We start from the raw sequence: 23,179 nt of genomic DNA, 5'->3' as shown, positions 1-23,179 counted from the left end.
CTTTGGTCGAAGGTTTTTCCGTGACGCACCGGCGTTACGTGCCGCACTCGCACGCGCACTACGGAGGCAATCTGGTCGACGGCGCCTACGGGCTCGGCATGTTCGGTGACGTCGCCACCGAGCTGCTCATCCACACGGACTCCGACGAAGGGCTGTTCGCGGGGTACAGCTCCGTCGAGTTCGCGGCGCCGATCCAGGCCGGTGACGTCGTCGAGGCGACGGCGACGCTGGTGCGCATCGGGAAGCGGTCGCGTGAGATCGAGTTCGAGGCACGGGTGGTGTGCCGTTCCGCGCCCGAACGCGGTCCTTCCGCGGCGGACGTGCTCGCTGAGCCGATCGTCGTAACGCGCGCTCGTGGCACCGTCGTCGCGCCGAAAGCCGCCGAATAACAAGAAAATCTCGACCGAACCGGTGGGCGTCCTGCTCCGAATCCCTGGCTGTTGGAAGGGAGCAGGACAATGCCAACTGGCAACAAACAGCGATTACGCCGGGGTGCGATCGCCGCTGCCGTCATCGCGACGGCGGCGGCGATACCCGCGGCGCAAGCGTCGAGCCACCGCGAGGCACCGCTGATCGCGGCGGACCCGGCCGTCGACAACACCGACGTGTACGCCTTCACCAGTCCCGACAGACCTGACACCGTCACGCTCGTCGCGAACTGGTTCGGGTTGCAGGAACCCAACGGTGGCCCCAACTTCTACCCGTGGGCCACGGACGCCCGCTACGACCTCAACATCGACGCCGACGGCGACGCGGTGCCGGACAAGACCTTCCGGTTCACGTTCAAGACCGACGACCGGCGCGGCACCAAGACCTTCCTCTACAACAACGGGCCCGTCACCTCGATCAACGACGACAACCTGTTGTTCCGCCAGAACTACGACCTCGAACTGGTCGAGGGCAACAAGACCACGCCGTTGGTGCGCAACGGACGTGCGGCGCCTTCGAACACCGGACCCGCGTCGTTCCCGAACTTCGCGGCGATCAGGGACCAGGCGACCGCGAAGATCCCCGGAGGCGGTCAGGTCTACGTCGGTCCGTCGGAGGACTCGTTCTTCCTGGACCTGCGGGTGTTCGACCTCCTCTACGGCGGAAACCTCAAGGAGGTCAACCAGGACACGTTGATGGGCTACAACGTCAACACCATCGCCCTCCAGCTGCCGAAGACCATGCTGGCGTTGAAGGGCGACCCGAAGCGCAACCCGGTGATCGGCGTGTGGAGCGACACCGAGAAGCGCACTCTCAAGCTCGACCCCGGCAAGGCGACCTCGCAGGGCAACTTCGTGCAGGTGTCGAGGCTGGGCAACCCGCTGGTCAACGAGGTGGTGTCCTCGGCGGCCATCAAGGACGCGTTCAACGGGCTCGAACCCGTCAACGACGCGAAGGTGCAGGCGTTGCTGGACCGGGTGAACGATCCGGAGCTGGCCCGGCTGATCCAGCAGATCTACGGCATCCCGGCGCCGAAGACGCCGCGAGCCGACCTGGTGGAGATCTTCCTGACCGGGATCACCACGAAGGCGGGCGGCCCGATCAAGGCCGATCTCAACTCGCAGCTGAACAACGCCGACGTGGACCCGAAGAGGTTCCAGCCGTCGGAGATGTTGCGGCTCAACATGTCCACGCCGGTCACGAAGGAACCGAACCGGCTCGGCGTGCTCGGCGGTGACCTGCAGGGCTTCCCGAACGGCCGCAGGCTCGCCGACGACGTGGTCGACATCGAGATCCAGGCCGTGGAGGGCGCGGCGCTGACCGGCAAGCTCGTGCCGGCGCTCGCCAAGGGCGACAAGGTGGACAAGAACAACGTCCGCTTCGGAGACAAGTTCCCGTACGTCGGACTGCCGAGCAACAGGGCGATCAACTCCAACTGAGTCGAGGGTGCCTGACATGTGGAAAACCATTCCGCTGCTGGCAGCCGTCCTGGCTGTTGCCGCCTGCGCCTCCCCGCAGGCGGCAACCCCCGCCGCCACGCAGACTTCTTCCTTGCAGCGCAACGCCGAGTCGTTGCAGGCCAAGCTCCGCCGGACCCCGAAGGACGCCGCGGCCTGGGCCCAGCTCGGTGCCACGCACGTCGAGCTGGCCCGCGTCACGTTCGACCCCCAGCACTACACACGCGCCGAGCGCGCGCTCACCGAGTCGTTGCGGCTCAAGCCCGAGAGCAACGGTGAGGCGTTCATCGGCCGTGGTGCGCTCGCCAACGCCAAGCACGACTTCACGACCGCCCGCGACTGGGGCCGGCGCGCGGTGACCGCGTTGCCGGACTCGGCGCAGGCCCAGGGCGTCCTGGTCGACGCACTGACGCAACTCGGTGACGACGCCGGTGCTTCCGTTGCCCTGCAACGCATGCTCGACCTGCGGCCCGGTGTCGCGTCGTTCACCCGCGCCGCCTACCACTTCGAGCTGCACGGCCGTCTGGACGAGGCGCGCGAGGCGATGCGGCGGGCACTGGAGTCCGCCACGTCACCGGACGAGGCCGAGTTCTGCCGCCTCCACCTGGACGAGCTGGAGGGTCGGACCGGCGCTCTGGAGACCTACCGCGCACTGGTGTCGAAGGCGCCGTCGCCGGAGCACCTCGTGAAGTACGGCAAGGCTCTGGACAAGGCGGGCAAACCGCAGGAAGCGCGGGCGCAGTACGACCTCGCGTTGCAGCAGTTGCGCGCGTTGGGCGGTGACGACCTCACCGCCGCCCTGATCGCCGCCGATCACGGCGACCCCGCGGAGGCGTTGCGGTTCGCGGAGAAGGAGTGGGCGAAGCGGCAGAGCGTCTTCACCGCCGACGCGCTGGCGTGGGCGCTGCACGTCAACAAACGGTCCGCGGAAGCGCTGCCGTACTCGGACAGGGCGGTCGCGCTCGGGTGGCGGGACCCGGAGGTCCTGCGGCACCGCGAGGCGATCCTGGGGAGCCTGCGATGAGGGTGTTCTTGCTGGTGGTGTTCGGAATGCTGCTGATGGGCGGCGTCGCGCAGGCGCACCCGCTGAGCAACCTCAGCGTCAACCACTACGACGGCCTGCGGGTGTTCCCCGATCGGATCGAGCTGCGGTCCGTCGTGGACAGCGCCGAGATCCCCACCCTGCAGGACCGGGACTTCGTCGACGCCCGCAAGCGGTGCGCCGAACGCTCGAAGTCGTTGAACGCCATGGCGGACGAGCAGGAGCTGCGGTTCGAGGTGCGCGACGCCGACGTCGTGCTACCGCCCGGTGAGGCTGGCCTGCCCACGATGCGTTTGACCTGCGAGTACACCGCGCTGCTGCCGGTGCGCGGCGAGGTCGAGGTGACGTTCAGCGACTCCTACCTCAAGGACAAGCCGGGCTGGCGGGAGATCACCGTCGTCGGCGTCGACATGACGGTGTCGGGCGCGCCGTCGGAGTCGGTCAGCAACGAGCTGCGCACCTACCCGGACGACCTGCTGTCGTCGCCGCTCGACGTGCGGGCGGTCCGGTTCGTCGCTCGACCGGGTGAGGGCACCGTCGTGGCCCCGCCCGGCGCACTGGGAGAAGCCACGAAGGCGGCCGTCGGACTGGTGGGTGATCTCACCCCGGTGGTCGGAATCGGTGCGGTCCTGCTGTCTCTGGTGCTGGGCGCGTCTCATGCCGCGCTGCCCGGCCACGGCAAGACCGTGATGGCCGCCTACCTGGCGGGTTCGAGGGGTACCCGCCGCGACGCACTCCTCGTCGGAGCCACGGTCACCATCACCCACACGGCGGGAGTCTTGGTGCTGGGGCTGCTGCTCAGCGTGTCCAGCGTGATCGCCGGCGAGTCAGTTCTGCGCTGGCTCGGCGTGGCGAGCGGTCTGCTGGTCGCGGTGATCGGAGGAGTGCTGCTCCGCTCGGCGGTGCGTTCCCGTGGCCGGAAGCGGCACGACCACGGGCATGGTCATGGGCACGGTCATGGACACGGCCACGGTCATGGTCATGGGCACCGCCGGGCGGGGCTCGTCGGAATGGGAGTCGCGGGCGGCCTGGTGCCGTCGCCGTCCGCGCTGGTCGTCCTGCTGGGCGCCATCGCGCTGGGCCGCACGTGGTTCGGCGTGGTGCTGGTGCTCGCGTACGGCCTGGGCATGGCGGCGACGCTGACCGCGGCTGGCCTGCTCCTGGTCTCGCTGCGGGACCGCTTCGGGCCACGCCTGGCCCGGTTCCGCAGGTTCGCGGACTTCTCGCCGCTGGGCACGGCGGCGCTGGTGATGCTCGTAGGAGTCGGTCTGGCCACACGTGCGCTGGCCGGTTAGCAGAGAAGAGAGAACGATGAAGAAGCTGATCGTGTTCGTGTTCGCGGCACTCGCGTTGACCGCCTGCACGTCGCAAAGCGGGGCTACCGCCCAGTTCAACGACGAGCAGCAGGGTGACATCGCGTGCATGAGACACCAGGACCAGACACCGGGGGAGGAGTACTTCGACGAAGGGAACTGGGACACCGTCGTCTCGTTGTCCATCCTTCGCTACTACACGACGAACGGCGCAAAGCCCTACTGCGACGGGAAAGCCGCCACCGAGGCCGACCAGGGCTGGCGCAGGCTCTACGTGCAGATGGGTGCGGACCAGACCAACCTCCGCTGATTCGACCGCAACCTCCGCCCCACTCCTCCGTTGGTCAATACAGAGGTAGTTACACGTCGGGGAGGACGGGACGCAGTGAAGATCGACCACCACGGGGACATGCCTCCGTACGAGCAGGTGCGGGTGCATTACGCGCACGCGATCTCGAACCGAGAACTGCCGGTGGGCGCCAAACTGCCTACCGTGCGCGCACTGGCGAAAGACCTGGGTCTGGCCGTCAACACGGTGGCGCGCGCCTACCGTGAGCTGGAGGAGGCCGGCCTCGTCGAAACGCGGGGCCGGGCGGGGACCGTGGTGAGCGCGAACGGGGACAACAACCGCGAGCGCGTTCGTGCGGCGGCGGCCCAGTACGCGGCGATGTCCGCGGAACTGGGTCTTTCGTCGCACGAGGCCATCGAGATCGTCCGCGCCGCGCTGCGCACCTGACGCTCACTCGGTGTGACGGCGGGAGCGGTGCCGCGACGCGTGGACGAACGGCGGGCCGCTACCGGCTCACAGCTGACTCGGCAAGCCGGATGTTCAGCTCCACCTGCCACTTCGTCTTCATCCGCTCGACCCGCGGGTCGGTGACGAAGGCTTCGTAGCGGCACGCGAAGTGGTCACCGCCCGGCCCGTCCTGCCGGTCGAGCGCGTGACCGTTGTCGCGCGTCCACTCCAGCAGCAGCTTGTTCGCCCGTCGCGCGTGGTTGACGTACGTGAGACAGGCGTAGCGGCCCGCTGGCAGGACACCGGGCCGCACCCGGTCGTCACCTTCGTGGGGCTCTGGGACGACGAGGCCGACCTCCATGTCCATGGGGCCGTTCATGTCGATCACGTGCAACCGGTGGAAGAGCCTGCCGGGACCCCACGTGCAGAGCTCGTCCATCAGCGTGTTGCGGACGGCGAGCATGCCGCGGAACGGGGTGGTCACCCGGATGCCCACGTAGTGGATCTCCGGCTTGGACACGACTCGCGGACCTTCGACGATCTCCACCCCTGGACGCTAACAGTCACCCGTTCGCGTACCTGCCCATTCGTCTTGACAGAGCTAGGCTGCCCGGTAGATCGTGAATAACTGACTCGTCAGTCAATTTAGGAGTGCACGATGGGGCGGACCGTCAGAGACGGCCTGCGGCTCACGGCCGACCAGGAGCAGTTCGTCGAACTGGCGAGGGAGTTCGCCGCCAGGGAGATCCGCCCGCGGGCACGTGCCGTCGACGAGGCGGACGTCGAGTCGCCGCTCGACCTCTGGAAGAAGGCCTCCGAGCTCGGACTGACCTCGTTCATGATCCCCGCGAAGGCCGGCGGCGGTGGCGTCACCGACCTGCTCACGCAGGTGCTGATCCAGCAGGAGCTGTGCCACGGCGACATCGGCATCGGCAACCTGATCACGTCCAACGGCTTCTTCAGCGCGCCGGTCGAGCACCTCGGCACGCCCGAGCAGCAGGAGCGGTTCCTCGGTCCACTCGGGGCGCCCGAACCGCCGCTCACCGCCGTCGCGGTCACCGAGCCGGGCAGTGGTTCGGACGCGGCGAGCATCCAGACGTCCGCCGTGCGCGACGGTGACTCGTACGTCCTCAACGGACAGAAGACCTGGATCTCCAACGCGCCCTACGCGGAGATGTTCGTGATCTTCGCGACCGTCGACCCGGCGCTGCGATCCCGTGGCGTCACGGCTTTCGTGGTGCCGCGCGACACTCCTGGGCTCGCGGTGGGGCCGCCGTTCCGGAAGATGGGGCAGCGCGCGATCGTCAACGCCGAGGTGTTCCTCGACGACGTGCGCGTGCCCGTGGAGAACCGGCTCGGCGAGGAGGGTCAGGCGTTCGCGGGTCTGATGCGGACGTTCGACGCCTCGCGGATCCTCATCGGCGCGGCCACGACCGGACTCGCCCGTGCCGCACTGGATTTCGCGACCACCTACGCCCGTGAACGGGAGCAGTTCGGCGTGCCGATCATCCGGCACCAGGCCGTGGCGTTCCGGCTCGCGGACATGGCCACGCGCGTCGACACGTCGCACCTGCTGACCGTGCGCGCGGCGACCCTCTACGACGCCGGGTGTTCGGTGACGCAGGAGTCGGCGATGGCCAAGCTCGTCGGCTCGGAGAACGCGATGTGGTGCACGCACGCGGCGGTGCAGACGCTGGGCGGGTACGGCTACTCCCGCGAGTACCCCGTCGAACGCTGGATGCGCGACGCGAAGCTCGAGGAGATCGAGGAAGGCACCTCGGACATCCAGCGTCTCGTCATCTCCCGCGGTCTCGGTGCGAGATGATCTTCTCCGATCCCGCGTCCGTCGCGGTCGTCGGCGCCAGTGACGATCCCTCCAAGTGGGGCCACTGGCTCGCGCGCGGGGCGTTGATCGGCCGCTCACGCCGAGCGGTGCACCTGGTGAACCGCAGTGGTGGCCTGGTGCTCTCGGAACCGACCGTGCGGTCGCTGTCCGAACTGGCCGAGCCGCCGGAGCTCGTGGTGCTGGCCGTTCCCGCGGCGCACGTGCCGGCGGTGGTGGACGAGGCGCTGGCGGTCGGCGTGCGCGGGTTCGTCGGCATCCCGGCGGGAATCGACGACCGCGTGATCTGCCGGATCCGTGAGGCGGGCGCCCGTCTGCTGGGCCCGAACTGCCTGGGCGTGTTCGACGCGGCGACGTCGTTGCACCTGGCGTGGGGCCGGTTCCAGCCGGGTTCGCTGGGCGTGGTGTCGCAGAGCGGGCAGGTCGGCCTGGAGATCGCCGGGCTCGCGGCGGCCTCGGGGATCGGGGTCTCGCGGTTCGTCTCGGTGGGCAACCAGGCGGACGTGACGGCGGCGGAAGCGTTGCTGGACCTGGTTTCCCACGACCTGACCACGGTGGTGGGGGTCTACCTGGAGAGCTTCGGGCCGGGGATCGTCGACGCCATGGCGCAGCTGCGCGCCGCCGGGAAACCCGTGGTGCTGCTGACAGTCGGCGCGTCCGTCGCCGGACGGGAAGCCGCTCGCACGCACACCGGTTCGCTGACGTCCTCCGTGGACGTGGTGGACGCGGCGTGCCGAAGAGCCGGCGCGGTGCGAGTGACGACGCCGGCCGCGCTGGTCGACCTCGCGGCGGTGCTGTCGTCCAACGTGCCGCGCGGTGGCAGGGTCGGGGTGATCTCCGACTCCGGCGGTCAGGGTGCGATCGCGGCGGATCTCGTGGTGGATGCTGGTTTGACGGTGCCTGCTCTGTCCGCTGTGGACGGTCTGCCGATGGGTGCGTCGAGGCGGAACCCGATCGACCTCGCGGGGGCGGGGGAGCGGGACCTGATGAACTACGCCCGCGCGGTCGAGGTCCTGGTGCGCGGCGGTGAGGTGGACGCGGTCGTGCTGTCCGGCTACTTCGGCAGCTACGGCGCGGACACGCCGTCGCTGGAGGCCGCCGAGGTGGCCGTGGCCGAGCGGATTTGTTTTCTGGCAAGGGACACTCCGGTCGTGGTGCACAGCATGTGCGCGGAGTCCGCGGCGGTGCGCGCGCTCAGGGCTGGTGGAGTGCCGGTGCAGCTCACGATCGAACGAGCGGTGGCCGCGTTGGGGCACGTGAAGCGGTTCGGTTCTCCTCCGGTGGTCGTACCGTCGCGTGCCACGCCGGTTGCGCCGTACCGGCCCGGCTACCTCGCCGCCCGCGACCTCCTGAGCTTCGTCAGGTTCCCCGAAGCCCGCGCCGTCACGAGCCTCGCCGACATCGCGGCCACCACGCTCCGGCCCCCGTACGCGCTCAAGGCCGACTGGCTCGCCCACAAGACCGAGCACGGCGGCGTCGCGATCAACCTCTCCGATCCCGCCGCGGCGTTCGAGGACATGCGGGCCAGGCTGGGCCCCGGCACCTACGTCCTGGAGGAGATGGACACCCGCGAGCACACCGTCGAGCTGATCATCGGCGCGAAGCGGGACCCCTCGTTCGGCCCGGTGGTCCTCGTCGGAGCGGGCGGCGTGCACGCGGAGCTGTTCAGGGACACCGCGATCGAGCTCGCGCCGGTGTCTCCCGCCACGGCGCGGGAGATGCTGGCACGCCTCGTCTGCGCCCCGCTCCTGACCGGCTGGCGCGGTTCCCCGGCCGCGGACGTGGAAGCGTTGGCCGAGGTCGTCGCCCAGGTCTCCGAGACGCTCGCGGCCAGGCCGGACCTCGCCGAGATCGAGCTCAACCCGGTGCGCGTGGGCCCGGACGGTGTGCTGGCCGTGGACGCGCTGATCGTCCCGTTGAACGACACGAGCGGCCAGCGCGTGGCATGAGCATGACCCAAACTCGCCTCAGCGGCGGCGAAGCGCTCGTGCGCGCCCTCGTCGCGCACGGCACCGAGCTGCTGTTCGGCATCCCCGGCACGCACAACCTAGGCATCTACCGCGCCCTGGCCGAACACGACGTCAGGCACGTGACCCCGCGCCACGAACAGGGCGCGGGCTTCGCGGCCGACGGCTACGCCCGCGTCACCGGCAGACCGGGCGTCTGCCTCACCACGAGCGGCCCGGCCGTGCTCAACGCCATGACCGCCGTGACCCAGTCGTACTCGGACTCCGTACCGGTGCTGCTGATCTCGCCGGGCACGCCCCTGCGCAACCCTGGCCGGGGCAACGGCACCCTGCACGAGGTCCGTCACCAGAGCGCCGGGCGCCTCCGAAGAGATCACCGCTCTCGCCGAACGCCTCGGCGCCCCGGTCGTGGCCACCGCCAACGGCAAAGGCACGTTCTCCGAACACCACCGGCTCTCCATCGGCGCGGGCCTGCACCACAAGGCCGTGGCGGACTTCGTGGCCGACTGCGACGTCGTTCTCGCCATCGGCACCGAACTGGCCTCGACAGACCTGTGGAACGGCCCGCTGAAGTTCCCCGGCGACCTCATCCGCATCGACGTCGACCCGGCCCAGATGATCACCAACGCCCTCCCGGACCACCGCCTGGTCGGCGACGCCAGAGCCACCGTCGAGGCCCTGAACCAACGCCTCGGCAAGGGAAGCCTGAGCGAGGAGGCGGTGAAGCGCGCCGAACGCTGGCAGAAGCTCTTCCGCAAACACGCCCGCACCCAAGGCGCCGCCTGGCTCCCGCTCGTCGAGGCCATGCGGGAAGTCCTGTCCCCAGGCGCGATCGTCGCCGGCGACAGCGCAATGGCCTGCTATTACGGCACTTTGTCGAACCTGCCCCTCGAAGGCCCCGCGAGCTTCCTGTACCCCACGGGTTTCGGCACCCTCGGCTACGGCCTGCCCGCCGCGATCGGCGCACAACTGGGAGCCCCGAACCGCCAGGTAGTGGCCCTGCACGGCGACGGCGGCGCGATGTTCACGTTGCCCGAGCTCGCCACCGCGGCCCAGGAACGGCTGGCCCTGCCCGTGATCATCTGCGACAACGGCGGGTACGGCGAGATCCGCCGCGAGATGGTGGAGCGCAGTGAGCCCGTGCACGGCGTGAACCTCCCGGGCGGCGACTTCGCCCTGGTGGCCAAAGGACTCAACTGTCACGGCGTGACGGTGGACGACGAGGGCAGGTTCGCCGCGGCACTGCGCAAGGCGTTCGCGGCGGACCGGCCCACCGTGATCCACGTGGTGGGCGACCTGGCAGGCGCCTGACCGTCCTTGTTTTGTCCGCAAATGAGCCGTCGTCGCGTGAGACCATCCCCCGATGGCGGAGGACGAGCTGAGATTCGGCATCCAAGCCCGCGGCTGGACGTCGATCACGGTCCTTCCTGCGGAGGTCAAGGACCTGCTGTGGGCCCAGGAACGGGCTGCGGACCTGCTGCCCTACCAGCTGCCGGGTGCCCGCAGACCGTCGCTCGGCACCGTCTACGTGCGGCAGGACGTGGGCAGCGGCCTCGACGATGCGCCGGCGGAGCAGCCGTCTACCCCGAAACTCGACGAACACGGGCAACTCGTCGAGTCACCTTCGGCGCCCGCCGCCGTCCGGGTGGCGGCACGCCCGCCTTCGAAACCGATGCAGGCGGCACTCGACAACGACGACCACCTGGTGATCACCGGCGGCCCCGGCCAGGGCAAGTCGACTCTCACGCTCCAGCTCACCGCCGACATCGTCAGGGCGTGGTCGGCACAGGGCGACGGAGACGCCGTCATCGCGGAGCCTGTGCTGCCCCTTCGGCTTCCGGCCCGTGTGCTGGCCGCACACCTCGGCCAGTCGATCTCCCAGACACTGGCCGGCAGCGCGTCCGCCGAGTACGGCCGGTACCTGAGCGGACCGCTCGATTCAGCAGTCTTCGCCCGCCGGGTGGACGGCTGCCGCTGGCTGCTGCTGATCGACGCACTGGACGAGATCGCCGACAGCGACGCCCGCGCCGAGATCGTGCACACCCTTGCCGCCTGGGCCGCCAAAGACCCCTATCGCGTCCTGCTCACCACGCGGCCTGCCGAAGGAGGGACTCTCGGTCCTCTGCAGCGCGCCGGCGCCGTGCGATACGAGCTTCTGCCGTTCGACGACGATGGGCTGCGCAGGTTCTCCGAGCACTGGTTCCGCGATGAGGATCTGACCCACAGGTTTCTCCTCCAGGTCCGCGAGGCCCACCTGTTCGAGTTGGTCACCGTGCCTTTGCTGGCCACCATCGCCGCGATCGTCTTCGAACAGCACGGCGAACGTCCGCTGCCGGGCAACCAGTTCCAGCTCTACGAGTCGTACCTCGCGTTCATCAGGTCGTCCCGTGCCGCACCGGAGGCATTCGAACGCCACTGCACGGCACTGGTCGAACATCTCGGCCGCACCAGGCTCCGCTCCGACATTCCGCTGACGACGGCCATCCGTGAGTGGGCGCGCTGCAACCAAGACGCTGGGACGGAAGAAGACATCGTCGCGCACCTCACGGCGATCGGCCCGTTCATCCCGCGCGGCGGCGACCTGACCTTCCTGCACCACAGCTTCGCCGAGCACGTCGCCGCCACAGCCGACGCCCGCGACCTCCCCGAGGAGTTCGACCCAGGTCATCCCGTCGTCGCCGAGCTGCTGCACAGGGCGAAACCGCTGGAGGAAGGACGGTTCGCGCGAGCGGTGCTCCTGCACTACACCCACTTGAACACCGGCCAGGCCGACGAGCTGCTTCGGTGGTTGCACGGCGGCACCTCTGACGACCACCTCCTCGCCGCGCGCTTGCTCGCCAGGCACCTGCCGGCCGGCGCACCTTTGATCGACGAGTTCCTGGCCACCGCGCGGGGCTGGGCAATGACCACCCAGTATCCGGCTGACCAGATCCTGGCGAGCGTCAGCCGCGCCACCCACCACCCCGGCCTGGCGGACTGGCTCGTAGGTCTCTTGCGCGACGAACTGGCACCTTGGCCGACCCGCGCCGAGGTGGCAACTGCGCTGGCTGGACGGTTGCGCGATCCCCGCGCAGGTGAGGCGATCGCGTTCCTGCGTTCCGCTGTCGATGACGTGTCGACTTCGGTAGATCATCGGTTGATCGCCGCGGAAGCATTGGCGGACTGCGGAAGCGGCGAACGAGAAACCGCCGAGCGTGGACTGCGTTCTGTGCTGGCGGATCCGCTCGCGTCCGGATGGGACAGTCGTGTGGCAGCCGTTGTCCTTGCCGCGTTCGGCGGCGAGGCGCGTGCGGACGCGGTCGCCGCCTTGGAGCACATTGTGTCCGATACGGACACATCGGTCGACGACCTCTGCGAAGCGGCAACGGGCCTGGCCGAGATCGGTGTCGAGTTCCACGACCGGTGCAAGGAAATCTTCTTGGCAGCACTGCGTGATCCTCGTCATGGACTCGGTGGCAGGGGAACCGCAGCCATCGGCCTCGCCTCGCTCGGTGCGCAGCAGCTGGCGGGAGAGGCGGTCGCCGCCCTCGTCACCGACCGCCGGATCAGGCTGAACCTCCGCACGAGTGCGGTGACGTTGTTGGCAAGGCTCGGTCCAGCCCAACGCGCCAAGGCGGCCGAACTGGTCCCGATGCTGCTGGGGGCCAGGTTGGAGGTACGGCGGAATCACCCCGTGCGACTGGTTCGGCTGTGCCCCCAGGAGGTCGGAGTCGGACTCCTGCGTGGAATGTTCGACGACCCCGGCCTGTCGTGGATGGTGGTCGTGTCGGCGGCCGAGGCATTGGCGGAACTCGGGCCGGCGTTCCACGACGAGGCCGCGACGCAGTTCCTGCGCGTGCTGAACCACATGGCGCCCTCTCGGCCCGAGTTCGTCTCTTGTCTGCGCGGACTCGGAAATCTTGGAGAACCGCATCGAGGTCATGCGATAATGCGGATGCGTGCTGCCCTCGCGGACTTGCGGTTGACACCGGAAGCCCGTTGTGACGCCGCACAGGCACTGATCGGTTCGGCTCCCGAGCACCATGCCGAGGCTGCTTTTCACCTGCTGCAGATCGCCGGGAGCGAGCGGAGTCCTGGCGTCGTGTCGAGGACTTGGCAGCAGCTGTACCGGCTCGGACCGGAGCTGAGCGCGCGGGCGTCGAAGGAGTTGCTCGCACTGGTCCAGAACGACGTCGACGGCGAACAGGTGTTCAGCGTTGGCATCTTCTTCAGTTCGACTGACGTGGCAGATCGCTGTGCAGCGGCTGAGGTGCTGATCAATGTGCTCGACGACGTCGGGCGAAGCGCATATGTGCGGTTGCAGGCGGTGCAGAGTCTCTGCTTCCTCGGCGGGCCGTTTGAGCGAGCCGCGGCAAAAGGCGCGCTCGACCTCCTCCGCTCCGGCGCGATCCACGACCTGCAGTACTTGGCAGAGATGTTCACTTCGGCTGGATGTCGTGTGCGAGCGTCGTTGGTCGAGGCGTTCAACGAGATCCTCGTCGATGAGCTCACCGGGCCCGATTTCGCATGGACGGCGATGGAGGCACTCGATGTCCTCGGACACCAGGTCCCCGCCCAGACCCTGAAAGCGTACGTCGCTGATCCGTCGGCGGATCTCGTCCACCGTGCCCGTGCTGCCGTGATGCTGGCGAGGACGGATCGCGCTCATCGCCCCGAAGCAGTGGCCCTCGTCCTCCTGGCGTGTGCGGACGTGAGCCTGGACGGGTGGCGTGGGCTCGTCGGTGATCTTGTCGCGCTGGGCGCCGACGTCCGGCTGCAACTGCGGGAGCTGGCCGACAACCCCGACCGCCGCCGTGAGGAGGTCGCCGCCGCTGCTTGCCTGCTGGGTGCCGAAGGACTCCCGACGTTGCGAAGACACGTCCAAGACCCCTACGTCGACGTCAAGTCGCGTTCGCTCGCATACCAGATGATGGTCGAGACGGACCCTTCGGTGAGAGCCGAGGCGATCGAAGCGAACCTCGCTGTGCTGCATGATCCTGATGCTCCGGTGTCCGAACGGTGTGGTGCCGCTGTCGCACTCAGCTCGCTCGATCGCACTTTGCTGCCGGCGATGAGCGAGGTTCTGTGGCGATTCGCGGAGGGCATTCACTTCGGGGTCGCAGAGCGTGCACAAGCGGCAGAGGCGCTGGGCAAGCTGGATGGATGTGCGGGGTCTCGGCTCAACTGCGTGATCGGCGCGCTGGTGCGGCATCCTGAGACGACCGGTGAACTGGCGGCCAAGCTGGTCCGTCGGCTGCCGCGCGAGGCCCGTACTGAGGTGGAGAGAGTCCTGCTGGCCGACCGCACGGTGGCGATCGCGAGACGGGTTCCCCCGTCCGGCATGTGGCATGACCATCCATTGCGTGCCGAAGCAGAAGCGGCTGTCCGGGATGTCCTGTCCTCGCCGGAATTCTCCGCCGCAGAGCGTCGTCAAGCGGCGGAGGCTCTCTCCCGGCTGTCTATCGCGATCAATCCCGAGGCACTCGCGCTGCTGTTCGCCGACGGTACGCCGGCTGCGCTGGCACTCGCGGCTCGCGAGGGAGCATGGACCCGCGTGCACGACCAGGCCCGAGAAGTCGTGCTGGACGACGCGCGCCCGATTCGGGAACGCCGTTCGGCGGCGTTGCTGATCGGAAAGATCTCCGCTGAGCCCTCGGTCCGGGACTTCCTGCTGGAAGACCGGAACGCTCCAGGGCGAGTGCGAGTCGACGAACTGCGGTATGCCCGTGCCTTCGATGAGCTCCGGGCGGTTCGTGACAGCACGGGCGTGCCAGCCGCCCAGCGCAGACAGGCCGTGGGTCATCTGATGAAACTGTCGCTGGACGATCGGGCGGCCTGTGCCCGTGTTCTCACCGAGATCGCGGCGGATCAGACCGTCCCAGCCGCGCTGCGGTGGAGAGCGGCTGGTGATCTCACCAACCTCGGCCCGGCTGGACGTGCTGAAGGCGTGCGGCTGCTGGAGGCCCTGGTCCACGACGATCGCCTGCCGGGCACTGCGCGGTCGAAGGCGGCTGCGGTGGTCAACGCCACGGTACCGACCAAACGCGCGGACATGCTCGCCGTCATGCGTGGGCTTCTTCCGACAGCCAAGCCGTTGCAGCGCGTAGGCGTGCTGCTCGACATCGGTGCCTGGTGGGTTCGCGAGGCTGTCGCGGAACTTGGCGCTATGGTCTCCGATACGCGTTGGGGGCCGGTGGTGCGGTTGCGGGCGGCAGACAACATCCTCACGCTCACACGAGATCAGCGGGGCTTGTGTGCGCTGGTTGCGCGGGAAGTAGCGACTGATCCGAGCGTGCCGGGACATGTTCGGCGTGCAGCGGCGAGCCGGCTCGCCCGGTGGAGCGACGAGTGTCGCGAGGAGGCCCGCGCCTTGCTCCGAGACCTGCGTTGTGACCAGGCGGCAGGTCACAGCGGATGAAGGTTCGCTGAGCCGTTCGCGTGATTGCCAGGCTCGATAGGTTCTCCCACAGCGATGTGAGGAGGCCTCGATGTTCACCGTGGTGGCACTGCTGGCTGCTTCACTCGTCCCGCCGCCCGGTCCCGTCACGATCACCGTGGAGAGCGTGGGCGGGTCGGGCTGTCCCGTCAACACCACATCGGTGGCCATGTCGCCGGACAACGAGGCGTTCACGGTGACCTACAGCGACTTCCTGTTGCAGGGCAACGGGAGCGAGGCCAAGAAGAGCTGCACGATCGCTCTTCGGATCAACCACGCCGCCGGGTACACGTACGGGATCGCGGCTACCGACTACCGCGGGTTCGCCCACCTCACGGACAAGGCGAAGGGTGTCGTGCGCAACGACTACCACTTCCCGGGGTTTCCTACGCGGCACAGCTCGCGCGCGTTCCAGGCGCCGATGAGCGACAACTGGCACGTCACCGACACGCCGGACGGGGTTGCGCACGGGCCCTGCAAGGACCGCAAGCCGTTGACCGTCGAGACCGAGCTGAAGGTCACCGGCAAGGGCAGCGGCAGTTTCATGACGATGGACTCGACCGACTCGAGCGTGAGCACCACGTACCGGCTCTCGTGGAAGAAGTGCGCGGAATAACACGCGCGGTCTCGGTGTTGTCTGCTACAGTCCGTTTGTAACCGGCGGTGCGCACCAGGCGCACGTAAGTTCCGATCAGCTGCTGGACCATCCCGGATTCGCAGCGAACACCCCCAGCTTCTGACGCTGGCGGACCCACATCAGATGCCGAAGAAGCATCTGGCAGCGCTCTCCTCCGACGCAGGCACGTCCTGTGTGCGGAGTCGATGAAGCGCATCTGAAGCCAACCCTCCTGAAAGGACAGACCCGATGCACATCGGTGTACTCGACATACGCAACAACAAGGCATTTCTCGTCGACGGGCCGCAGGTGCCGCAGAGCCTCGTGAGGCAGCACGACCTGCGCCGCGGCGACCAGATCAGCGGTGAGGCCGACGGTGACAGGCTCGTCAGCGTCGACACGGTCAACGGGCGCAAGCCGCACCAGCGGCCCAGGTTCGAGGACCTCACGCCGCTCTACCCCAACGAGCGCCTCCGGCTGGAGCACGACCCGGACGAGCTCACCAGCCGCACGATCGACCTGGTCATGCCCGTCGGCAAGGGGCAGCGTGCGCTCGTCGTGGCGCCGCCCAAGGCAGGCAAAACCATTGTGCTGCAACAGATCGCGCAGGCGATCGCGAAGAACGACCCGGACGTCCACCTGATCGTCACGCTCGTCGGCGAACGGCCCGAAGAGGTCACCGACATGCGCACGACGATCCCCGGCGAGATGTTCACCTCGACCTTCGACGAGCACCCCAGGGAGCACATCCGGGTCGCCGAGCTCGCGGTCGAACGCGCCAAGCGGCTCGTCGAGGACGGCCGGGACGTCGTGATCCTGCTCGACTCGCTCACCAGGCTCGGCAGGGCCTACAACCTCGCCGCGCCCAACGGTGGCCGCATTCTGAGCGGCGGCGTCGACGCGACCGCCCTCACCCCGCCGAAGAAATTCCTCGGCGCCGCAAGGAACATCGAGGAAGGCGGCAGTCTCACGATCTTCGCCACCGCCCTCGTCGAGACCGGTTCGACGGCGGACACGGTGATCTTCGAAGAGCTCAAGAGCACCGGCAACGCCGAGCTGAAGCTCGACCGCAAGGCCGCGCAACGCCGGACCTACCCCGCCATCGACCTCCACCAGTCCAGCACCCGCAAGGCGGAACTCCTGGTGGGCCAGCAGGAACTCGCCATCACGGACGCGGTGCGCCGGGCGATGGCCGATCGCGACATCGACGTGCTGCTCGAAGGGCTGCGCAAGACCAAGAGCAACGCCGAGTTCCTCATCCAGATGTCGAAGTGAACTCCGGCACCTCACCATCCAGCGCCCGAGTAGGCGCACCCAGCGCGTAGCACACGAAACCGATACCGATCACGATCAGCAGCGGCACCACCTGCGACAACGTGTAAGCAGCCCGCTCGCCCGCGAAAGCGGCAGGCAGCTCCAGCGGCCAGATCAGCACGGCCACGGTGAACGCCACCAGGCCGGTCGTCAGAACCGTTGTCAGCACGGGGAAAGGCGCGCGGAACGGCCGCGCCACGTCCGGCATCCGGCGGCGCAGCACCAGCATCGACGGGAACGTCAGCAGGTAGCTGATGAACGTCGTCGAGATCACCAGCGCGAGCCCGGCGGTGAAGTACTTCTCGGAGTCGCCGCCGGTGAGGTTCAACGCCGTCACCAAAACCACAGAAGCCAGCAGTCCGGAAAGGACGTTCACGCGCACCGGAGTGCCGTGACGAGAAGACAATCGTCCGAGGTACGCAGGCCCGGCACCGTCCGCGCACGCGACGGCCTGCGCGCGATGTGCGCCGATCGCCCACGACACGCCTGAGGTCAGCACACCGACGATCAACCCGGCCGCGCACACGCTGCCGAGTACCGCGCCGGCGCCGGTCAGCGTCACGGTTCCGTCGTCGGCAACGGAACCGCCGTAGACGGTCAGCACCTGCTTGGCCGCGTCGATGAACCCGCCCAGGCCCTGGATCCGCGAGGCGGGCACCACCAGCAGAATCCCGAGGATCGGCCCGCCGTACAGCAGGAACGCCGCGAAGCCCGCGCGCAGGATCGCGAACGGCACGGTGCGCTGCGGGTCCTGCATCTCCTCGGTGGCGGCGGACGGCAGCTCGAAGCCGACGTAGTTGAAGATCAGCACGGGCACCAGCGCGACGAAACCGGTCCACGTCGGCACGAAATCCCCACCCGACAACGGTTGCACGCCGTTCTTCACCGCGTAGACGACGACGGAGACGGTGAAGAACCCCAGCAGCACGATCCGGGCGAACGCCCCCGCGATGGGCACCCACTTGCCGATCCGCAACGACGCCGCGACCGCGAGAACGCCGAGCCAGATGAACGCCAGGCCCGCGATGTGCTTGCCCGCCAACCCCAGCGGCAGGAAGAACTTCTCGAACGTCGTCACCGCGATGATCGCCAGCGTGCCGCCCGTCCACAACGGGTTGGACAGCCAGTAGAGGACCTGGTTCACGCCCGCCGCGAGGCGTCCGAACGCGAGCTTCGTCCACACGTAAGGGCCGCCCTCGATCGGGAACGCCGTGCCCAGCTCGGTGGTCAGGAACCCGTACGGCAGGAAGAACACCACCGCCAGGATCACCATCCAGACGAGGCCCTGGGGCCCGTTGGCGGCGACACTGCCGATGGTGTCCAGGCCGACGAGAGTGCAGAGCAGGTAGAACGTTACGTCCACCCGCCGCAGCGACGTGCGCAGGTGGGTGCGTTCGCTGAGCCAGTTGCCACTGAGAGGCTGTACCTCGCTCACGGTCCCTCCGGATGGTTGACTGATTCGTCAGTCAGTTATTTTCCCGGACCATGTGACCGCGGTCATACGCTGAAGTCAAGGGGGTGTTTTTCGATGAGTTTTCTCCAGGTCACCTGGACCGACCCGGCCACAGCCGCGCGTGGCTATCTCGTCATCGACCGGCTGGTGCGCGGGGTGAGCAGCGGCGGCCTGCGGATGCGCGCGGGCTGCACGCTCGACGAGGTCCGCGGCCTGGCCGAGGGGATGACCGCCAAGGAAGCCCTCAACTACGACCCCGGGGCGCGCTACGTGCCGCTCGGGGGCGCCAAGGGCGGCATCGACTTCGATCCGTGCGACCCCAGGGCGAACGACGTGCTCACGGCGTACCTGTTCGCCATGTCGCCGTACATCGAACGGTTCTGGACGATGGGGGAGGACCTCGGGCTGCGGCAGTCGGAGATCGACGAGGCCATCGAGAACATCGGGCTCCAGTCGTCGATCCAGGCCGTGTACCCGTTGCTGGACGACGAGGACAAGGCCCGCCGACGCCTCGCGGACGCCTTCGCCGTCACGGTCGACGGGGTGAGCCTCGACGAACTGGTCGGCGGCTACGGCGTCGCGCAGGCCGCGCTCGCCGGCATCGACCACCTGAAGCTGCGCGACCCCAGGGCGTTCGTCCAGGGCTTCGGCTCGATGGGCGGCGCCACGGCCCGCTATCTCGCCCGTGCGGGCGTCAAGGTCGTCGGGCTCGCGGATGTCAACGGTGTCATATCGAACCCTGACGGACTCGACGTGGAAACCCTTCTGCTGTCCCGGGATTCGCACGGCGGCATCGATCGGGCGAAACTGCGTCCAGGAGATCTCCAGCTCGACCGCGACGAGTGGCTCGACGTCGACGCGGACGTGCTGGTCCCCGCCGCCGCGAGCTACGCGATCAACGCCGGCAACGCGAAGTCCGTGCGCGCCACGCTGATCGTCGAGGCGGCGAACATGCCGGTCACCGCGGAAGCCGAGGCCGAGATCGACGCGCTGGTCATCCCGGACGTCGTGGCGAACTCCGCCACGAACTCCTGGTGGTGGTGGACGTTGTTCGGCGACATCGAGCCCACCGCCGAGTCGGCGTTCGAGAAGATCGGCACGAACATGCGCCGGCTCGTGGCCCAGGTCGTCGCGGCGCCGTCACCGCGGGCCGCGGCCGCTGACATCGCCGCCGCTGCGGTGAAGGAGATCGAGCAACGGTTCTAGACTCTGGCGCATGCCCGGTTTGCAGCACGTCGCCACGATCGCGGCCCCGCCCGAGCGCGTCTGGGACGTCGTCGCCGACATCGAACGCTGGCCCGAACGGATCCCGACGGTCGACGAGGTGGAACGACTGGACGCCGGACCGCTGGCCGTCGGTTCCCGCACCCGTCTCCGGCAACCCCGCCTCCCCGAAGCGGTGTGGACGGTCACCGAGCTCACCGACGGTCGGTCGTACACCTGGGAGTCGAAGTCGCGCGGCGTCACGGTCGTCGCCGCGCACCTCGTCGAGCCGCACCCGGAAGGCAGCCGGCTCACCCTCTCGCTGACGGTGTCCGGCGCGATGGCGGGGCTCGGCTGGCTGCTGACGCGCAAGATGACCCGGCAGTACGTCGAGACCGAGGCCGCCTCGATCAAGAAGGTCGCGGAGGCTTCCTAGTCCAACGGGCCGAGCAACCACGCTCCCGGCCCCTCCGGATCCTCGGAGAAGTAGTACGCCCTGATCGCGGCCAGCAGGTCGTCCGTGCTGATCAGACCGTCCCCGTCGTGGTCGAGCCTGGCGTGGACGCCTCGCGCGACGGACGGCGGCAGGTTCATCAACGCCCCCGTCCAGCGCACGTACTCGTCGACGCCGAGATGGCCGTCGCCGTCGTGGTCGGCGACGGCCATCAGCGAGTCGAGGAACGGCAGGTACACGTCGTCGAACGACTCCGGGCGTTCCAGCAGGCCCAGGGCGAACGCCGCCTTGTACTCGGTGAGGCTGATCCGCTCGTCGTCGTTGGCGTCCGTCACGGCGTGGAGGTGGTCCCAGACGCCCAGCAGCTGCTCCTGGAACCGCTTCGCCCGCAGGTCGTCGTCGCTCAGGCCGAACGCCGCGGTCGTCCGCGCGCCCGCCTGCTCGAAGTCCGAGCGTTCGACGTACCCGTCCTGGTCGCTGTCGTAGGTCTCGAACCTGCGGGTGAGCTTGCGATCCAGGAACGCCGTGATGTGCATGCGGCCTGTTTACCCCGTCAGCGCTTCTTGCGACGGGCGGGGGCGCCCACGTAGTCCGCCAGGTGCTCGCCGGTCAGCGTCGAACGGTCGGCCACCAGGTCGGCGGGGGTGCCCTCGAACACGACTTTGCCGCCGTCGTGACCTGCGCCGGGACCGAGGTCGATGATCCAGTCGGCGTGCGCCATCACGGCCTGGTGGTGCTCGATCACGATGACGGACTTGCCGGAGTCGACCAGGCGGTCCAGCAGGCCCAGGAGCTGCTCGACGTCGGCCAGGTGCAGGCCGGTAGTGGGCTCGTCCAGGACGTAGATGCCGCCCTTGTCCGCCATGTGCGTGGCGAGCTTCAACCGCTGCCGCTCACCGCCGGACAGCGTCGTCAGCGGCTGCCCCAGCGACAGGTAGCCGAGGCCGACGTCGGCGAGCCGCGCCAGGATCGCGTGCGCGGCGGGAACCTTCGTCTCGCCCGCGCCGAAGAACTCGGCGGCCTCCGACACCGGCATCGCGAGCACCTCGGAGATGTCGCGACCGCCGAACTTGAACTCCAGCACCGCCTGGTCGAACCGCTTGCCCTCGCAGACGTCGCACGGGGACTCGATCGTCGCCATGATGCCGAGGTCGGTGAACACCACACCCGCGCCGTTGCAGTTCGGGCACGCGCCCTCGGAGTTCGCGCTGAACAGGGCGGGCTTCACGCCGTTGGCCTTGGCGAACGCCTTGCGGATCGGCTCCAGCAGACCGGTGTAGGTCGCTGGGTTGGACCGCCGCGAGCCCTTGATCGGGGTCTGGTCGACGACGATCGCGCCGGAGTCCTTCGGCATCGACTGGTGGATCAGCGACGACTTGCCGGAACCCGCCACACCCGTGACGACCGTGAGCACCCCCAGCGGGATGTCGACGTCCACGTCGCGCAGGTTGTTCTTGGAGGCGCCGCGAATCTCCAGCACGCCGGTCTTCGAGCGCACCGACGGCTTCAGCGAAGCCCGGTCGTCCAGGTGACGCCCGGTCACCGTGTCGCTCTTGCGCAGCCCGGCCAGAGAACCTTCGAAGCAGATCGTGCCGCCGTTGCGGCCGGCACCGGGACCGAGGTCGACGACGTGGTCCGCGATCGCGATGGTCTCGGGCTTGTGCTCGACGACGAGGACGGTGTTCCCCTTGTCCCGCAGGCGGAGCAGCAGGTTGTTCATCCGCTCGATGTCGTGCGGGTGCAGGCCGATCGTCGGCTCGTCGAACACGTACGTCACGTCCGTGAGCGCCGATCCGAGGTGCCGGATCATCTTCACGCGCTGCGCCTCACCGCCGGAGAGCGTCCCGGCGGGGCGGTTGAGCGACAGGTAGCCGAGGCCGATCTCGACGAACGAGTCCAGCGTGTGCGCGAGCTTCTCGATCAGCGGCGCGACGGACTTGTCCTTCAGCCCGCGGATCCAGTCGGCGAGATCGGTGATCTGCATGTCGCACAGGTCCGCGATCGACACGCCCTTGATCTTGGACGAGCGGGCGGCCTCGGTGAGCCTGGTGCCGTCGCAGTCGGGGCAGGTGCCGAACGTCGCCGCGCGGTCGACGAACGCGCGGATGTGCGGCTGGAGCGCCTCGCGGTCCTTGGACAGCATGGACTTCTGCAGCTTCGGGATCAGGCCCTCGTAGGTCAGGTTGATGCCGTTGACCTTGATCTTGACCGGGTCCTTGTACAGGAAGTCGTGCAGTTCCCTCTTGGTGTACTTGCGGATCGGCTTGGCCGGGTCGAGGAACCCCGACTGCGCGAACGTCTGCACGGTCCACTGGTTGTCGACGTTGTAGCCGGGCACCTTGATCGCGCCCTCGAGGATCGACTTCGACTCGTCGTAGACCTCGGTGAGGTCGATGTCGGAGACCTGGCCGCGGCCCTCGCAGCGCGGGCACATGCCGCCCGTGATCGAGAACTCGCGGCGCTCCTTGACCTTCTGGCCGCCCTTCTCGATCGTCACGGCACCCGCGCCGGAGATCGAGGCGACGTTGAACGAGAACGCCTGCGGGCCGCCGATGTGCGGCGCGCCGAGGCGGCTGAACAGGATCCGCAGCATCGCGTTCACGTCGGTCGCGGTGCCGACGGTCGAGCGCGGGTCGGCGCCCATCCGCTGCTGGTCGACGAGGATCGCCGTGGTGATGCCCTCCAGCAGGTACACCTCGGGACGCGGGAGCGTGGGCATGAAGCCCTGGATGAACGCCGAGTACGTCTCGTTGATCAGGCGCTGCGACTCCGCGGCGATCGTGCCGAACACCAGCGAGCTCTTGCCGGAACCGGAGACTCCGGTGAAGACCGTCAGGCGTCGCTTCGGGATCTCGACGTCGACGTCGCGCAGGTTGTTCACGCGCGCACCCTGCACGCGGATCAGATCGTGGGTGTCGGCCTCATGCGTCATGGCGC

General features: G+C 68.5%; 17 protein-coding genes and 3 pseudogenes. 16 read left to right on the top strand and 4 right to left on the bottom strand.

The window, feature by feature from the left end:
- Positions 1–20 precede the first annotated feature (20 nt).
- The 6 genes from kal to AOM45_RS05225 all read left to right on the top strand — a co-directional run bounded on the left by kal (position 21) and on the right by AOM45_RS05225 (position 4,977).
- Positions 21–389, top strand: coding sequence for a 3-aminobutyryl-CoA ammonia lyase (gene kal / locus AOM45_RS05250; protein ID WP_236703159.1), 369 nt, complete (start codon positions 21–23; stop codon positions 387–389).
- A gap of 69 nt (positions 390–458) precedes the next feature.
- Entirely contained in the window at positions 459–1,868 is a 1,410-nt protein-coding gene (locus tag AOM45_RS05245) for a DUF4331 domain-containing protein (protein WP_051784126.1), read from the top strand.
- 16 nt (positions 1,869–1,884) lie between these two features.
- A complete protein-coding gene (locus AOM45_RS05240) occupies positions 1,885–2,910 on the top strand; it encodes a tetratricopeptide repeat protein (protein WP_051784125.1) in 1,026 nt (341 codons plus the stop codon).
- A complete protein-coding gene (locus AOM45_RS05235; RefSeq protein ID WP_030470203.1) occupies positions 2,907–4,223 on the top strand; it encodes a nickel/cobalt transporter in 1,317 nt (438 codons plus the stop codon). Before AOM45_RS05240 ends, AOM45_RS05235 begins: the two co-directional genes overlap by 4 nt.
- 16 nt (positions 4,224–4,239) lie before the next feature.
- Positions 4,240–4,551 (top strand): putative periplasmic lipoprotein, encoded by a 312-nt coding sequence (locus AOM45_RS05230; protein WP_030470202.1) that lies wholly within the window; start codon positions 4,240–4,242, stop codon positions 4,549–4,551.
- Positions 4,552–4,650: 99 nt separating this feature from the next.
- Complete coding sequence (locus tag AOM45_RS05225; RefSeq protein WP_030470201.1) at positions 4,651–4,977, top strand: GntR family transcriptional regulator; 327 nt, start codon at positions 4,651–4,653, stop codon at positions 4,975–4,977.
- 58 nt (positions 4,978–5,035) lie between these two features.
- Here AOM45_RS05225 and AOM45_RS05220 read toward each other — a convergent pair whose 3' ends face one another.
- A complete protein-coding gene (locus AOM45_RS05220; RefSeq protein ID WP_051784124.1) occupies positions 5,036–5,524 on the bottom strand; it encodes a GyrI-like domain-containing protein in 489 nt (162 codons plus the stop codon).
- 111 nt (positions 5,525–5,635) lie between these two features.
- On the opposite strand from AOM45_RS05220, the gene AOM45_RS05215 reads away from it, so the two are divergent.
- The 8 genes and pseudogenes from AOM45_RS05215 to rho all read left to right on the top strand — a co-directional run.
- The gene (locus AOM45_RS05215; RefSeq protein ID WP_030470199.1) at positions 5,636–6,802 is read left to right on the top strand and encodes an acyl-CoA dehydrogenase family protein; all 1,167 of its coding nucleotides are present in this window, start codon (positions 5,636–5,638) and stop codon (positions 6,800–6,802) included.
- On the top strand, positions 6,799–8,769 hold the full coding sequence (locus tag AOM45_RS05210; protein WP_035911820.1) for an acetate--CoA ligase family protein: 1,971 nt from the start codon (positions 6,799–6,801) through the stop codon (positions 8,767–8,769). The genes AOM45_RS05215 and AOM45_RS05210 overlap by 4 nt, the downstream gene beginning before the upstream one ends.
- Positions 8,766–9,062: pseudogene (locus AOM45_RS54010) on the top strand (thiamine pyrophosphate-binding protein); the annotation flags it as partial. The gene AOM45_RS05210 and the pseudogene AOM45_RS54010, both read left to right, overlap by 4 nt.
- 34 nt (positions 9,063–9,096) lie before the next feature.
- Positions 9,097–10,098, top strand: a complete 1,002-nt coding sequence (locus tag AOM45_RS05205) for a thiamine pyrophosphate-binding protein (protein ID WP_269083630.1) — start codon at positions 9,097–9,099, stop codon at positions 10,096–10,098.
- A gap of 52 nt (positions 10,099–10,150) precedes the next feature.
- Positions 10,151–10,939 (top strand): annotated as a pseudogene (locus AOM45_RS53715) (hypothetical protein); the annotation flags it as partial.
- Between the two features lie 600 nt (positions 10,940–11,539).
- Positions 11,540–15,184 carry a hypothetical protein gene (locus tag AOM45_RS05200; protein ID WP_236703157.1) on the top strand — a complete coding sequence of 1,215 codons (3,645 nt, stop codon included), beginning with the start codon at positions 11,540–11,542 and terminating at the stop codon, positions 15,182–15,184.
- Positions 15,185–15,254: 70 nt separating this feature from the next.
- Positions 15,255–15,818, top strand: a complete 564-nt coding sequence (locus tag AOM45_RS05195) for a DUF4360 domain-containing protein (protein WP_030470196.1) — start codon at positions 15,255–15,257, stop codon at positions 15,816–15,818.
- A 258-nt stretch (positions 15,819–16,076) separates the two neighbouring features.
- Positions 16,077–17,093, top strand: a pseudogene (rho, locus tag AOM45_RS05190) (transcription termination factor Rho); the annotation flags it as partial.
- Here the strand turns inward: rho and AOM45_RS05185 are convergent.
- On the bottom strand, positions 17,074–18,567 hold the full coding sequence (locus AOM45_RS05185) for an APC family permease (RefSeq protein ID WP_051784121.1): 1,494 nt from the start codon (positions 18,565–18,567) through the stop codon (positions 17,074–17,076). The pseudogene rho and the gene AOM45_RS05185 sit on opposite strands and share 20 nt — an antisense overlap.
- Before the next feature lie 93 nt (positions 18,568–18,660).
- Between AOM45_RS05185 and AOM45_RS05180 the strand changes: the two genes are divergently transcribed.
- Together AOM45_RS05180 and AOM45_RS05175 are read left to right on the top strand one after the other, a co-directional pair.
- Positions 18,661–19,791 carry a Glu/Leu/Phe/Val dehydrogenase dimerization domain-containing protein gene (locus tag AOM45_RS05180; protein ID WP_030470193.1) on the top strand — a complete coding sequence of 377 codons (1,131 nt, stop codon included), beginning with the start codon at positions 18,661–18,663 and terminating at the stop codon, positions 19,789–19,791.
- A gap of 10 nt (positions 19,792–19,801) precedes the next feature.
- Positions 19,802–20,224, top strand: a complete 423-nt coding sequence (locus AOM45_RS05175) for an SRPBCC family protein (protein ID WP_030470192.1) — start codon at positions 19,802–19,804, stop codon at positions 20,222–20,224.
- Here AOM45_RS05175 and AOM45_RS05170 read toward each other — a convergent pair.
- Both AOM45_RS05170 and AOM45_RS05165 read right to left on the bottom strand, forming a co-directional pair.
- Positions 20,221–20,778: an EF-hand domain-containing protein gene (locus AOM45_RS05170; protein ID WP_030470191.1), complete on the bottom strand. Its 558-nt coding sequence runs from the start codon at positions 20,776–20,778 to the stop codon at positions 20,221–20,223. The genes AOM45_RS05175 and AOM45_RS05170 overlap by 4 nt on opposite strands.
- 17 nt (positions 20,779–20,795) lie before the next feature.
- Entirely contained in the window at positions 20,796–23,174 is a 2,379-nt protein-coding gene (locus AOM45_RS05165; RefSeq protein ID WP_030470190.1) for an ATP-binding cassette domain-containing protein, read from the bottom strand.
- Between the last annotated feature and the right edge of the window lie 5 nt (positions 23,175–23,179).

It is taken from the genome of Lentzea aerocolonigenes (assembly GCF_000974445.1).
In the GTDB taxonomy this organism is placed as follows: Bacteria; Actinomycetota; Actinomycetes; order Mycobacteriales; family Pseudonocardiaceae; genus Lentzea; species Lentzea aerocolonigenes.
Note: the sequence above shows the minus strand (reverse complement) of the source record. Positions and strands in the feature narration are given on the sequence as shown.

Excerpts from the sequence above, each read along its gene's own strand:
- AOM45_RS05245 (WP_051784126.1), top strand. The coding sequence starts at position 459 with ATGCCAACTGGCAACAAACAGCGATTACGCCGGGGTGCGATCGCCGCT.
- AOM45_RS05240 (WP_051784125.1), top strand. The coding sequence starts at position 1,885 with ATGTGGAAAACCATTCCGCTGCTGGCAGCCGTCCTGGCTGTTGCCGCC.
- AOM45_RS05235 (WP_030470203.1), top strand. The coding sequence starts at position 2,907 with ATGAGGGTGTTCTTGCTGGTGGTGTTCGGAATGCTGCTGATGGGCGGC.
- AOM45_RS05230 (WP_030470202.1), top strand. The coding sequence starts at position 4,240 with ATGAAGAAGCTGATCGTGTTCGTGTTCGCGGCACTCGCGTTGACCGCC.
- AOM45_RS05225 (WP_030470201.1), top strand. The coding sequence starts at position 4,651 with ATGCCTCCGTACGAGCAGGTGCGGGTGCATTACGCGCACGCGATCTCG.
- AOM45_RS05215 (WP_030470199.1), top strand. The coding sequence starts at position 5,636 with ATGGGGCGGACCGTCAGAGACGGCCTGCGGCTCACGGCCGACCAGGAG.
- AOM45_RS05210 (WP_035911820.1), top strand. The coding sequence starts at position 6,799 with ATGATCTTCTCCGATCCCGCGTCCGTCGCGGTCGTCGGCGCCAGTGAC.
- AOM45_RS05195 (WP_030470196.1), top strand. The coding sequence starts at position 15,255 with ATGTTCACCGTGGTGGCACTGCTGGCTGCTTCACTCGTCCCGCCGCCC.
- AOM45_RS05180 (WP_030470193.1), top strand. The coding sequence starts at position 18,661 with ATGAGTTTTCTCCAGGTCACCTGGACCGACCCGGCCACAGCCGCGCGT.
- AOM45_RS05175 (WP_030470192.1), top strand. The coding sequence starts at position 19,802 with ATGCCCGGTTTGCAGCACGTCGCCACGATCGCGGCCCCGCCCGAGCGC.
- AOM45_RS05170 (WP_030470191.1), bottom strand. The coding sequence starts at position 20,778 with ATGCACATCACGGCGTTCCTGGATCGCAAGCTCACCCGCAGGTTCGAG.
- AOM45_RS05165 (WP_030470190.1), bottom strand. The coding sequence starts at position 23,174 with ATGACGCATGAGGCCGACACCCACGATCTGATCCGCGTGCAGGGTGCG.